The sequence below is a fragment of the Mesorhizobium sp. M0159 genome, assembly GCF_040322295.1.
GTDB lineage: Bacteria > Pseudomonadota > Alphaproteobacteria > Rhizobiales > Rhizobiaceae > Mesorhizobium.
Map to the genome: position 1 here is coordinate 192,627 of NZ_JAMYTF010000004.1, position 12,767 is coordinate 205,393.

Annotated in this window: 14 protein-coding genes; 5 read left to right on the top strand and 9 right to left on the bottom strand. The window is 62.1% G+C overall.

The window, feature by feature from the left end; all coding sequences use genetic code 11:
- Positions 1–96: 96 nt before the first annotated feature.
- Both NKJ32_RS06050 and NKJ32_RS06055 read right to left on the bottom strand, forming a co-directional pair.
- Positions 97–978, bottom strand: coding sequence for a uracil-DNA glycosylase (locus NKJ32_RS06050; RefSeq protein WP_352679810.1), 882 nt, complete (start codon positions 976–978; stop codon positions 97–99).
- A gap of 37 nt (positions 979–1,015) precedes the next feature.
- Entirely contained in the window at positions 1,016–1,660 is a 645-nt protein-coding gene (locus NKJ32_RS06055; RefSeq protein ID WP_023677808.1) for a hypothetical protein, read from the bottom strand.
- Between NKJ32_RS06055 and NKJ32_RS06060 the strand changes: the two genes are divergently transcribed.
- From NKJ32_RS06060 to NKJ32_RS06070, 3 genes are all read left to right on the top strand, one after another.
- Entirely contained in the window at positions 1,611–1,793 is a 183-nt protein-coding gene (locus NKJ32_RS06060) for a hypothetical protein (RefSeq protein WP_198023574.1), read from the top strand. The genes NKJ32_RS06055 and NKJ32_RS06060 overlap by 50 nt on opposite strands.
- 106 nt (positions 1,794–1,899) lie before the next feature.
- Entirely contained in the window at positions 1,900–3,579 is a 1,680-nt protein-coding gene (locus NKJ32_RS06065) for an electron transfer flavoprotein-ubiquinone oxidoreductase (RefSeq protein WP_352679813.1), read from the top strand.
- Between the two features lie 111 nt (positions 3,580–3,690).
- Positions 3,691–4,287, top strand: coding sequence for a DUF922 domain-containing protein (locus NKJ32_RS06070; protein WP_352645823.1), 597 nt, complete (start codon positions 3,691–3,693; stop codon positions 4,285–4,287).
- Positions 4,288–4,317: 30 nt separating this feature from the next.
- On the opposite strand, the gene NKJ32_RS06075 is transcribed toward NKJ32_RS06070, so the two are convergent.
- From NKJ32_RS06075 to NKJ32_RS06095, 5 genes are all read right to left on the bottom strand, one after another.
- Positions 4,318–5,355: an endonuclease/exonuclease/phosphatase family protein gene (locus NKJ32_RS06075; RefSeq protein ID WP_352645825.1), complete on the bottom strand. Its 1,038-nt coding sequence runs from the start codon at positions 5,353–5,355 to the stop codon at positions 4,318–4,320.
- Positions 5,356–5,435: 80 nt separating this feature from the next.
- Complete coding sequence (locus NKJ32_RS06080) at positions 5,436–6,938, bottom strand: AMP nucleosidase (protein ID WP_352540756.1); 1,503 nt, start codon at positions 6,936–6,938, stop codon at positions 5,436–5,438.
- A gap of 80 nt (positions 6,939–7,018) precedes the next feature.
- A complete protein-coding gene (locus NKJ32_RS06085) occupies positions 7,019–7,213 on the bottom strand; it encodes a hypothetical protein (protein ID WP_352454349.1) in 195 nt (64 codons plus the stop codon).
- Between the two features lie 42 nt (positions 7,214–7,255).
- A complete protein-coding gene (locus NKJ32_RS06090; RefSeq protein ID WP_023718367.1) occupies positions 7,256–7,408 on the bottom strand; it encodes a hypothetical protein in 153 nt (50 codons plus the stop codon).
- Between the two features lie 210 nt (positions 7,409–7,618).
- Positions 7,619–7,963, bottom strand: coding sequence for a DUF2147 domain-containing protein (locus NKJ32_RS06095; RefSeq protein ID WP_352827035.1), 345 nt, complete (start codon positions 7,961–7,963; stop codon positions 7,619–7,621).
- A gap of 459 nt (positions 7,964–8,422) precedes the next feature.
- On the opposite strand from NKJ32_RS06095, the gene NKJ32_RS06100 reads away from it, so the two are divergent.
- Positions 8,423–8,689, top strand: coding sequence for an SEL1-like repeat protein (locus NKJ32_RS06100; protein ID WP_352569849.1), 267 nt, complete (start codon positions 8,423–8,425; stop codon positions 8,687–8,689).
- 379 nt (positions 8,690–9,068) lie between these two features.
- The gene (locus NKJ32_RS06105; protein WP_352569848.1) at positions 9,069–10,190 is read left to right on the top strand and encodes a branched-chain amino acid ABC transporter substrate-binding protein; all 1,122 of its coding nucleotides are present in this window, start codon (positions 9,069–9,071) and stop codon (positions 10,188–10,190) included.
- A 98-nt stretch (positions 10,191–10,288) separates the two neighbouring features.
- Here the strand turns inward: NKJ32_RS06105 and NKJ32_RS06110 are convergent, their stop codons facing one another.
- Together NKJ32_RS06110 and NKJ32_RS06115 are read right to left on the bottom strand one after the other, a co-directional pair.
- On the bottom strand, positions 10,289–12,277 hold the full coding sequence (locus NKJ32_RS06110; RefSeq protein WP_352827037.1) for an acetyl/propionyl/methylcrotonyl-CoA carboxylase subunit alpha: 1,989 nt from the start codon (positions 12,275–12,277) through the stop codon (positions 10,289–10,291).
- 111 nt (positions 12,278–12,388) lie between these two features.
- Complete coding sequence (locus tag NKJ32_RS06115; RefSeq protein ID WP_023677798.1) at positions 12,389–12,763, bottom strand: hypothetical protein; 375 nt, start codon at positions 12,761–12,763, stop codon at positions 12,389–12,391.
- Positions 12,764–12,767 lie beyond the last annotated feature (4 nt).

A 12,767-nucleotide genomic window follows, 5' to 3' on the forward strand; every position in this document is an offset into this window, starting at 1 on the left:
ACTAGGCCGGCAGTGGGCGCATTTCAATTACCTGCGAGGTCATGATGCCGCCCTTCCTTCCTCGCAAGGGGAGGACGGAAGACGCGTTCTGCACCGTTACCCAAGTGCCCGCAACTTCGCCTTCACTTCGAGGAAATCCCGCCACGCCAGCTTCTTATGCGCCGGCGTTCTCAACAAATAGGCCGGATGCAGGGTCGGCATGGCGGGAATGGCGACGCCAGACGGGGTCGTGTGGACGCGCCAGTTGCCGCGCAGCCGCAATATGCCTTCGGAGGTGTTGAGCAGGGTCTTTGCCGACGGGCCGCCGAGATTGACCAGCACCTTCGGATTGACCAGTTCGATCTGCCGCTCGATGAACGGCCGGCAGATCTCGGTCTCGTGCGGCGTCGGCGTGCGGTTGCCCGGCGGGCGCCAGGGAATCACGTTGGCGATGTAGGCAGATGTCCGGTCAAGACCGATCGCGGCCAGCATGCGGTCGAGCAGCCGGCCCGAGCGGCCGACGAACGGCAAGCCCTCTATATCCTCGTCGCGGCCCGGTGCTTCGCCGACCAGCATCACCGCGGCAGTCGGATTGCCGTCGGCGAACACCAGGTTCTTGGCGGTGAATTTAAGATTGCAGCCGTTGAATGCCGCCATGTGCTGGCGAAGCTCGTCGAGGTTTGCCGCCGATCTCGCCAGTTGCCGCGCCAATGCCGCCTGCGCCTCGTCGGGCACCGTTGACATGGCCGGGGACGTTCGCACTGCCGGTGCCGTATTCGGTCTCTCGCCCATTTCGGCGCGCGACACGCTCGTCGAGCGATGAGGCGATGCATTTTCACCGGCCGGCAGAGCGGCCGCCGCAGGCACCCGCTCGGGCGGCCTGGCTTCTGCAAACCTGTTTACCGGCTGTTCTTCAAGTGCCTCGTCGACGCCGGCGCTGGCGTAGAAGGCCAGCAGCTCGGCGAGATCGGCTCGGCTAGTGTGGGGGGCGGCAGTCATGGTTTCACATTCGGACGCGGAGCTTGAATTTGCAAGTTCAGCTCGACGGTATGCGCGGATCCTGCACCAGATAGAACGTCCAGCGCGGCGTGTAGTCGGTGATCAGGAAATAGAAGCTGGCGGTCTTCAGCGGGTCGATCTTGCCGTTCTTGAACAGCAGGCGGTCATACGGTTCGAAATTGCGGTCGAAATCGGCGTAGCTGCTCGACCAGATATTTTCGGGCGTTTTGTTGCGCTGGTCGAACGACAGGCCGTCGCCGAACACGCTCGGCTGGTCGAGGATCTCCTGGAGTTCGAACTGGAACTCGACCCAGGCTTGGCCGCTATTGTTGAGCACGTCGATGCGCATATACATCAGACCATTGGCGAAGTCTCCCGCCTTGCCGAACGGCTGGATCGGCCTTGTCGTGCGAATGGCCAGCGTTACCGGCGTCGCTGAATTCAGCTCTTCGGTGATGACCAGCGGATCCTCTTTCGTGCCGATGCCGGAAGCCCCGGTGATGCGGAAACCGCCGCGCTCGTCGGAAAAGGAATAGGCGCCGGTCGCCCAGACCAGTTGCTGCTCGGCACGGGCATCGAGGGCCGTCAGTGGCAGAAGCGCCAAGAGCGCCGCACGGCAAAACCGGCCGGGCGTGAAAAAAAAGCGCGTCGATGAAAAGCCAGCCGGCCCGAATATGCGCATGGCGGGAAGTATGGCCGATAAGCAAGCCGTCGAACAATTAAAAACATCAGTGCGACATATCTGTGCAAACGGAATAGGATTGAAGATTGATGCTCGTCACCGCGAATCTGTGCGGCAGGACGCGACTTTTTGACGAAATCGGTATTGTCACGTCCGCGCCGGTTTCCCGTCGCTATTTGATGCGCTATGCAGCGCGTGAGCCAGCAAGATGCCGGGAATAGCGAGCCAGTGAGGGATCGATGAGCGATATCGAACGCGAAAGCATGGAATTCGACGTGGTCATCGTCGGCGCCGGCCCGGCCGGCCTCGCCGCCGCGATCCGTCTCAAGCAGGTCAATCCCGAGCTTTCCGTCGTCGTGCTGGAAAAGGGCGGCGAAGTCGGCGCGCACATCCTGTCCGGCGCCGTCGTCGATCCGATCGGCATCGACCGGCTGCTGCCCGGCTGGCGCGAAGAGGAGGGTCATCCCTTCAGGACACCGGTCACCGACGACCATTTCCTGGTTCTCGGCCCCGCCGGTTCGTTCCGTCTGCCCAATATCCTGATGCCGCCGCTGATGAATAATCACGGCAACTATATCGTCTCGCTCGGCAATGTCTGCCGCTGGCTGGCGACCAAGGCCGAGGCGCTGGGCGTCGAGATCTATCCGGGCTTTGCCGCGGTCGGCCTGCTCTACAATGAGGCCGGTGCGGTCACCGGCGTCGTCACCGGCGACATGGGCGTCGAGAAGGACGGCACGCACGGTCCGGGCTTTGCGCCGGGCATGGCGCTGATGGGCAAATATGTCTTGATCGGCGAGGGCGCGCGCGGCTCGCTGGCCAAGCAACTGATCGCCAAATACCACCTTTCCGACGGCCGCGAGCCCGGAAAATACGGCATCGGCCTCAAGGAACTCTGGCAGGTCAAACCGGAAAACCACCGGCCGGGCCTTGTCCAGCATTCCTTCGGCTGGCCGCTCGATATGAAGACCGGCGGCGGCTCCTTCCTCTACCATCTCGAGGACAACCAGGTGGCAGTCGGCTTCGTCGTTCACCTGAACTACAAGAACCCCTATCTGTCGCCCTTTGACGAGTTTCAGCGCTTCAAGACCCATCCGGCGATCCGCGGCACCTTCGAGGGTGCCAAGCGGCTGGGCTATGGTGCCCGCGCCATCACCGAAGGCGGCTGGCAGTCGGTGCCGAAACTGTCCTTCCCCGGCGGTGCGCTGATCGGCTGCGCGGCCGGCTTCGTCAACGTGCCGCGCATCAAGGGCTCGCACAATGCCGTGCTCTCCGGAATGCTGGCGGCCGAGCATGTCTGTGATGCGATAGCCGCCGGCCGCACCAATGACGAGCTGGCCTCCTACGAGGCCGCCTGGCGCGCCACCGATATCGGCAAGGACCTGAAGAAAGTGCGCAACGTCAAGCCGCTATGGTCGCGCTTCGGCACCATTGTCGGCGTCGGCCTTGGCGGCCTCGACATGTGGCTGAACACGCTGTTCGGCTTCTCGCCCTTCGGCACGATGAAGCACAGCAGGGCCGACTATGCCACGTTGGAACCGGCCGCCGCGCACCAGAAGATCGCCTATCCGAAGCCGGACGGGGTACTGACCTTCGACCGGCTGTCGTCGGTGTTCCTGTCCAACACCAACCACGAGGAGAACGAGCCGGTGCATCTGCTCGTCGCCGACATGGACCTGCAGAAGCGCTCTGAGCATGACGTCTATGCGGGACCCTCGACGCGTTACTGCCCGGCCAGCGTCTACGAATGGGTCGACAAGGATGGCAATGCCGCCGCCGATGCTGCGGCCAAGGATGTGCGCTTCGTCATCAACGCGCAGAACTGCGTGCACTGCAAGACTTGCGATATCAAGGACCCGAACCAGAACATAAATTGGGTGCCGCCACAGGGCGGCGAGGGCCCGGTCTACCAGAACATGTAAGTCACAAGATTTGCTCCGGACTAAACAAGATGAGGAGCAGCGCAACCGTAGGATTGTTGAATAAACCGCCTGCCTGTGTTTCCTTTCTGCGGCGACAGGGAGGAAGGAAAAATGCGCCTGGCAGTTCTGACGAGCGTTGTGGCGATCGGGGCATTGTGCGCCCCTGCAGCCTTGGCCGGCACTAAGGTGCTGGTCAAGACACGAACTTACAACATTGCCGGAACCACCGGCGCGGCCCTGATCGAGGCCATGGATCGCAGTGGGCCGAAGCACGGCTTCATGACCCACGCCATCGCGCAGACCGGCTACAGCGTCGATGATTGGACCTTCGACGCCCATCGGGAAAACGGCGTCTGCCGCCTGCGCCAGGCCAACGGGACGCTCAATCTCTTCTATACCTATCCCAAACTGGTCTCAGCCACGTCGCCTGCGCTGCAGAAGCGCTGGAAGCGGTTCTTCGCTGGCGTCCGCGCCCATGAAGAGACCCATGGCCGCATCGCCAGACAGATGATGCGGGCCACCGAAAAGTCGGTTCGAGGGCTGACAGTCGGTGATGACCCGCACTGTTTCGAGGCACGTCGCGAGGCAAAGCGCCGGATCAATGCCATCTATGCCGAATACGAGGCAAAGCAGATCGGCTTCGATGCGCACGAGCATCGCGACGGCGGCCCTGTCGAGCACCTCATCCGCGCTTTTGTGGGCCAGTAATAAGCCAGGTCGAGATTGGACTGCGGATTTTCAGCTTCGCGTCCCGCCAGGCAGCGCCGCAAGCGCGGTCGCCGTCTGGTGCTCGTCGAGCGGCTTTTGTTCATCCGACCGAAGCGAAAACTCCACCAGCACCGGCAGATGGTCTGAGCCGGTGTCCTCAAGGGTCGACGCCGAATGGATAACAATGGCGCCCTTGCTGAAAACCTGGTCGATCGGCAGTCCGGCGAAGCGCAGGAAATCCGGCAGCCTTCTGTAGAGCCAGGTCGGCCCGACCGACGGCATTACAGTCAGCTTGCCAAGCGATGCGACGCGCCGGACAGCGGCGCTCCATGGCGCTGCGTTGCAGTCGCCTGCCAGGATCGACGTCTCGCCAAGTGAGGCGATTTCGTCAGACAACCCTCCAATCTGCCGTGATTGGTTGTGCGGCCATGGCCAGGTGAGGTGGATGGCGGCGACATCGACGTCGGTTCCGCCGAAATCGACCGTGGCGATCGCCATCGCGCCGCGGCTGTCGCAGTGCGGCTCCGTGCCTATGGCAAACGGTCGTCTGGACAGCAGCGCAACGCCGAACACGCCATTGGGATATGGGCAGAGGATCCGGTGGGGATAGGCGCCTGATAGCAGCCCAAGCTTTGCCTTCCACATCTCGGACACCTCGTCGAGGGTGATCACATCAGGCTGGGTCCGGCCGATCAGCGACAGCACCTTCTCAGGCGTTGGATTGTTGAACCTGAGGTTCATCTGCAGCAGGCGGTAGACTGGCTCGTCACCGGGTTTGGCTTCGTAGGCGGCCTGCACCTGCCATAGCCGCGAAAGCGGCAAGGCATTCGGCGTGGTGGCAAAGGAGGCTATCGCAAACAGCAATGCGGCCGCGGCCTGCAGGCGAAACGAGGTGGCGAGCAGCGGCAGCGCGCAAAGCGCCATCAGCACCGAAAAATGGACGCGGAAATGAGCAAAGGAATCGAGGGCCGGATGCAGCGATCCGAAGAACCCGGCCACCAGCGCGGCCGAGAGTGCAAGCATTGCGACGAATGCCAGCGCAACCGTCATGTCCCGAACACGTGCCATCGCCTTGTCTATCGGCAGAAGTGCGGCTCAATCAAGATGACGAAATGTCCTGACCTGGACAGACACATGCGATTCGGCATTTACTGGAAGGCAGTTTCCGAAAAGCTCCTGAGTTTGCGCGAATGCAGTCGGTCCATCGGCATTTCAGCCAGCTTCTCCATCGCCCTGATGCCGATGGTCAGGTGCTGCGCTACTTGCCGCTTGTAGAACTCGGTCGCCATGCCCGGCAACTTCAATTCGCCATGCAGCGGCTTGTCGGATACGCAAAGCAGCGTGCCATAGGGCACCCGGAAGCGGAAGCCGTTGGCGGCGATCGTCGCCGATTCCATGTCGAGCGCGATCGCCCGTGACTGCGACAGCCGCTGGACCGGCCCGCGCTGGTCGCGCAGCTCCCAATTGCGGTTGTCGATAGTGGCGACGGTGCCAGTGCGCATGATGCGCTTGAGATCATATCCGGAAAGCCCGGTGACCTCGGCGACCGCTTCCTGCAGAGCCACCTGGATTTCGGCTAGCGGCGGGATCGGCACCCAGACCGGAAGATCGTCGTCGAGGACATGATCTTCTCGTACATAGGCATGGGCCAGCACATAATCCCCGAGCGCCTGCGTGTTGCGCAGGCCGGCGCAATGGCCGAGCATCACCCAGGCATGCGGCCGGAGCACCGCAATATGGTCGGTGATCGTCTTGGCGTTGGAAGGCCCAACGCCGATATTGACCATGGTGATGCCGCCATGATTCGGCTTCTTCAGATGATAGGCCGGCATCTGCGGCAGGCGAGGCGGCGCAGCACCCTCACCGGGCGCGCCGTCCCCTGCTTTGGTCACGATGTTGCCCGGCTCGACGAACTCGACATATCCGTCACCGCCATTGGCCATCAATTCGCGTGCACGGGCGACGAATTCGTCGATGTAGAACTGGTAGTTGGTGAACAGCACGAAGTTCTGGAAATGCTGGGGACTAGTCGCCGTATAATGCGACATCCGGTGCAGCGAATAGTCGATCCGTTGCGCGGTGAACGGCGCCAGCGGCCGTGCCTCGCCCAATGCCACTTCGAACGTGCCGTTGGCGATCTGGTCGTCGGTGCCGTCGAGATCCGGCACGTCGAACAGGTCACGGATCGGCCGTTTGATGCGCTCGGCAGCAGTGCCGTCGACATGCGTGCCTTCGAGGAAGGCGAAATGCAGCGGGATGGGAGTGGTCGATTCCGAAACCGTGACGGGAACGCCGTGATTGCGCATGATCAGCCGAAGCTGTTCGGTGAGGTAGCTTTCGAAAAGAGCAGGCTGGGTGACGGTGGTTGAGAAATGCCCCGGCGTCGGCATGTGGCCATAGGCCTGCCGCGAGTCGATTTGCGTGAAGGAACTCGTGGTGACGCCGATCTCCGGATAGAAGGCCCGGTAGCGCTTGTTGTTGTCACCGCCAGCGGCGAGCGCGGTAAATGAATCGCGCAGGAACTTGGTATTGCGGTCGTAAAGCACCTGCAAGGCGGCGACCGCCTTCTTGGCGTCGTTGAAGCTCTGCCGGCCAAACGGCTCCGGCGTGACCACCGATTCAATGGCTTGGGGATAGATTCGCTTTTCCATGACCCAATATAGAGAGTTGGACGCGCGGTTGGGAGGGGGTAAGGCGGCCTCAATACGCGCTGTCGGCGTTTTTCGGTCTGCTAACCGCGCTGAAGGCTAACCAGCAGCACAAAGCCGAGGCCTGACTTCCTCAACGCAGGCGCCTCGATCGTCGAGCCGGCATTGGTGCGCATCGTCGGCACTGCCAGTACCGGTACCGAAAGAACAGTCAGGATGAGCGCCGCGCGCGGCAGCAGCCGAAGCGTCTTGAGGGTGTTGGCGGCGAGGCGGTTCATTGGCGTTTTGCTTTTCTCTAAAGGTTCAGCTCTTTGTCGGGTTCAGTGGCGAAGCTGGTTCGGGCAACCGAGCCGGCAGGAAATGGCGACGTCCCAGGCGCGGGCCGGGCGGCCGGCTTCGGCGACAAGGACGGCGAACAACATGCCGAACAGGCTCATCAGCAGGCAGACGATGGTGAAGCGGCGGGCAAGCATTGCGCGGTGTCTCCTTCAACACGCATGACAATGCCTTGCCCAGGGTGAACCGGCTCTGATCCCGGCGTTCATCTGGGGTTCAAAAATGGTTGATGATCTCTGAGAGGGTCCGCCTTGAGTGCAGCGACCCATGGCGACGCCATGGCTGCGAGGCCGATAACATGAAAACGGGGCCGACTGGCCCCGCTCACCCCGGCAGGAAGGGCACGATCAGAGCTTGTGCCAGGTCTGGCTCTTGCAGATCAGCCCGCCGAGCACGCAGCCGCTCATCTTGAGCGAACTGCCGGAAAGCGAAGCCTTGCCCGAATAGGTCTTGTCGGTTTCCGGGTCGGTTATGGTGCCGGCATATTTGTTGTCGCCGGCAACCTTCAGTGAACCGATGTTCTTGCCGGCAAATTTGCCGGATTTGAGCATAATCGAAAATGCCCCGCCGCCACCCGAAATGGCGGCAGTCGATCCGGCTTGCGTTTTCCAATTGCCTTCGATCGGATCGGCCCATGCCGCGCCGGTCATCATTATTGCGGCCGCGAGCGCCAGGCTCACTTGTCGAAACATGTCTTTCCTCCCTCAGGTAAGTCCAATCGGGCTCCGTCCCGGGTGTCTGCCCCTTACGCAAACGTAAGCTAGTCCAGCTCCCGGAAAAACAAAAGCGGTGCCGCGACGGAAGGGTTGCGGGTTTTTGCCCGCTCCCGAACGGCCGCGCCGGCGAAAAATGAAACGGGCCGCACACGTCTTTGTCTTCTGTGGTTAGCGGAGTCTTGATCCGCGCCTCGCAAGTTTTCTTCAAATCTTGTGCAAACCGGCGCGATTGCTGGCTTTGTATCCTTAACGAATTTTCGCGTTTACCTCTTGTTTTAGCTTTGTTTTCCTCAAATTAAGCACGCCATTTAACGACGGATTCAAGCCTCCGGGGCATTCTCGAAAGCATCGAAAGAGCGGCCGCCCCCGACGGTAATCAAGGACACCGAGGGACAGACGGAGACAGCTCTCGGGAGCCAGAACAGGGGATTTGAAATGGCACGTTTTGAAATGCTTGAAGCCGGCTTCGGCGCCACGGGGGCAACTGCCCAGGCCGATATTCTTTTCGAGTTGGGCATGATGTATGCGACTGGCCGCGATTGCGAGACCGATGTTGTCGCCGCCCACAAATGGTTCAACATCGCCGCGATCAAGGGTTCGGCCCGCGCCGCGGAACTGCGCTCCGAATTGTCTGCCGCCATGTCGAAGGTCGAGATCGCCAAGGCGCTGCGCGAAGCTCGCGAATGGATGACGATGCACTGAATTCGCCGGCATCGACTTCACAAGGGTACTGACCTCACAACAGGGACGCTTCGGGTCAAGGCCGCGCAGAGGGCCGGGCTCGAAAAATCAAGGCCGCGCAAGACGGCTGAGCCAACAAGATCAAGAACACGGCGGCAAGCTGTGCAATAGACAGAGAAGGCGAGCGGGTCCTGGCGCCGATGCGTTGGGAAGCTCATGGCAAAAGCCGCGACCGGCCGGAACAAGGCTGGCGCGGCTTTGTCTTTGGGACTGCGTGTTGCAGGCCCAATCGAGTGCCGACGATGCGTCTAGACAGCCCCGGTGAAGGATGAAATTCTCCCGCCACTCTGGAAGAGGCGCGGCCGGGATGGTCGCGCGAGAATGGAGGAGTTGTGTCACCATGAAGAAATTCAGTATTTTGAGCGCCGCCATATTTGGCCTGATGATGACCGCGCCGGTCGCCTTCGCCGACGACATCACCTTTTCGGTGGTCGGACCGATGACCGGTCAGCTTGCCACCATCGGCGATCAGTTCAAGCAGGGCGCGCAAGCCGCCGCCGACGCGATCAACGCGGCGGGCGGCGTCGACGGCCGCCAGGTCAAGCTCGACATCGAGGATGACCAGTGCGATCCGAAGCAGGCGGTTTCGGTCGCCAACCGCATCATCGCCAACGGTGTCAAGTTCATCGATGGCCACGCCTGCTCAGGCTCCAGCATCCCGGCCTCCGCTGTCTACGCCGAAGCCGGTGCGCTGATGATGAGTCCGGCTTCCTCGAACCCGGTGTTGACCGACGCAGCGGCGAAAGCCGGCTGGCCGACGATCATGCGCCTCTATACGCGCGACGATGCGCAGGGCGCTTTCATCGGTCCCTGGATCGCCAAGAAATATGCCGGCAAGAATGTCGTCATCCTGCACGACAAGAGCGCCTATGGGCAGGGCGTGGCCGATGCCGTGAAGGCAACGATGAACCAGAACGGTCTCAATGAAATCCTCTACGAGGGCATCAACGCTGGCGAGAAGGACTATTCCGCTCTTGTTACCAAGCTCAAGGAGCTGAAAGCCGACGTCGTCTATTTCGGCGGCTATCACCCCGAAGCCGGCCTGATCCTGCGTCAGTCGGCGGAGCAGAACCTCAAATTCCAGTTGATCATGCCGGACTCGATCGCTTCGCCGGAATTCTGGCAGGTTGCCGGTCCGGCCGGCGAAGGCACCATGTTCGTCTTCCCGTCGGATCCGCAGGCGAAGCCCGAAGCCAAGGAAGCCATCGCCAAGATCAAGGCCGGCGGCTTCGTGCCGGAGGGCTTCACGCTGTTTTCCTATGCGGTGATCCAGGCCTTCGCCGAAGGCATCAAACGCGCCGGCAGCGACGATCCGGCAAAAGTCGCCGAAGCGTTGAAGAACGGCCAGCCGATCAGCACGGTTGTCGGGTCAGTCACCTTCGACGAGAAGGGCGACCTCAAGAACGCCAGCTACGACATCAACCAGTGGCACGACGGCAAATACGCGCCGATCCAGCCGTGATGGCCGCGGCGCCGCAAGACGCGCTGCTGTAATTGAACATGGCCGGGGTCAAACCCGGCCATGTTGTTTTTGGCGACGCCTTTGTCACGCGTTCGAGATCACTTCGTGGATAGGGAAACAGCAGTCAACTGAGGTTCCTCGGCAAAGCGAACCAGCACGGTGCCGTCGGTTACCTGCGCGCCTTCGGCAGCAATCTCGGCGATAACCCCGTCATGGGGCGCGGCAATGGTGTGCTCCATCTTCATCGCCTCCAGGATCAGCAGCGGCTGGCCCTTGATCACGGACTCGCCTCTGGCTGCACGCACCAATTTGACCAGGCCGGGCATTGGCGCGCGCAGGCTGCCGGAAGCGGCGGCGGCTTCGTCGGCTCGCGCCAGCGGATCCGGCACAGCAAAACCGTAGCCGATTGCACCATCGAAGACCGTGACGTGGCCCGGCCAGCGGGCGAGGCGAGGCGCCGCGCGGAGATCACGCGAATTGGCGCTGTCATAGGGCGCATCCAGCGCCACCTCGAACCGTCCGTCCGGCCGCACCGACACGCGCGCGCCGATCTCCTGCTCGCCAAACTTCAGCAGCATGCGCCGCACTACAGCGTGGAAATGCGCATAGCCGGCCAGCGACAACCAGGGATCGTCCGAGGACGGCAAGTCGCGCGCACCGGACGCGGCAAGTGCCGCGGCGGCAATCGTCTCACCGCTCGGCGGCGGAACCGCCGTCAACGCCTGCTGATGCCTGGCGATCAGGCCGGTATCGACATCGCCCGCCGCAAAATCCGCATCAGCGGCCAGCGCGGCAAGAAAGCCAGTGTTGACCGTTGAGCCGGCGATTTCGGTCTGCGACAGCGCTGCGCCAAGCGCTGTGAGCGCTGCCCGTCTGTCCTTGCCGTGGATGATCAGCTTGGCGATCATCGGGTCGTAAAACGGCGAAATCGCATCGCCGGCGCGCACACCGGTTTCGACGCGCATGGTCGCACCCTCCGGTGCCGGCTGCGGAAATTTCAGATGGTGCAAGGTGCCGGTCGCCGGCAAAAACCCTCTTGCCGCGTCCTCGGCATAGATGCGCGCCTCGAAGGCGTGGCCGGAGAGCGCGATCTCGCTCTGGGTCTTCGGCAGTTTTTCGCCGGAGGCTACCCGCAACTGCCACTCGACCAGGTCGATGCCGGTGACCATTTCGGTGACGGGGTGCTCGACCTGCAGGCGGGTGTTCATTTCCATGAACCAGAAACGGTCGGCCTTCAGACCTTGCGAGGCATCGACGATGAACTCGATGGTACCGGCGCCGGAATAGTGGATTGCCTTGGCGGCTTTCACCGCCGCCTCGGTCATCGCCTTGCGCAGTGCCGGCGTCATGCCCGGGGCAGGCGCCTCCTCGATCACCTTCTGGTGGCGGCGCTGTGCCGAGCAGTCACGTTCGTGAAGATGCACGGCGTTGCCGAAATTGTCACCAAACACCTGCACTTCGATGTGGCGAGGCTTGTCGACATATTTTTCCACCAAGACGCGGTCGTCACCGAACGCGGCTTTCGCCTCGCGCCGCGCGCCCGACAGTGCTTCCGAAAAATCATCGGGATGCTCGACGCGCCGCATGCCTTTGCCGCCGCCGCCGGCGCGCGCCTTGATCAGTACGGGGTAGCCTATCTCGCGCGCCTTGGAGGCGAGCAACACGATCTCCTGCGCTTCGCCATGGTAGCCCGGAACGACAGGCACGCCGGCCTTTTCCATCAGCCGCTTGGCCGCGTCCTTCAGTCCCATGGCGCGGATCGAGGCCGCCGACGGGCCAATGAAGATCAGCCCAGCCGCCGCGACCTGGTCGACGAATTCGGGGTTTTCCGAAAGAAAGCCGTAGCCCGGATGGATGGCCTCGGCACCTGTGGCCAAGGCCGCCGCAATGATCTTGTCGCCGCGCAGATAGCTTTCGTTGGCGGGAGAGGCGCCGATATGCACCGCTTCGTCGGCCATTTCGACATGCAAGGCGCGATCGTCGGCGTCGGAATAGACGGCGACGCTGCGCACACCCATCCTGCGTGCCGTGCGGATCACCCGGCAGGCGATCTCGCCACGGTTGGCGATCAGGATCTTGGCGAACATCGGGCCTCCACAGGCAGAGCTGCCGCCAACGGCGCGAATTCTCGTCACGCGAACTGCGGCAATGCCCTGCTTTGTAGTCTGGCGGTCAAAGGGTAGGCAAGCGAGGCCTGCCTACTTTGAGGCCGCGATTTCGCAAGCTCCCCCGGTCGTGACCCTGTAACGGTCGCGGGTGACCTGGCAGGATTTCATCGCCATATCCTCGGCAGCCTTTTGCGAGGGCGCATTCAAGCGCGAGCCGCACAGGATGTACAACGAACGCACCCGGGAATACGGAGTGGTCGCATAAGCTGAATGGCCGCTGGCCGCCACATAGGCCTTATATGCCTTGGTGCATGGCCGATCCGCGGTCGCCGGAAAATACGGGTAGAAGCGGACGTCGCCCTTGCTTCCAGCCAGCGATTCCGCCGCGCCGACATTGGGGCTCGAGATTAGAAGCAACCCGGTTATCAGCGAGAAGACTGCTTGTTTGACGCTTATAGATTTCATCTTT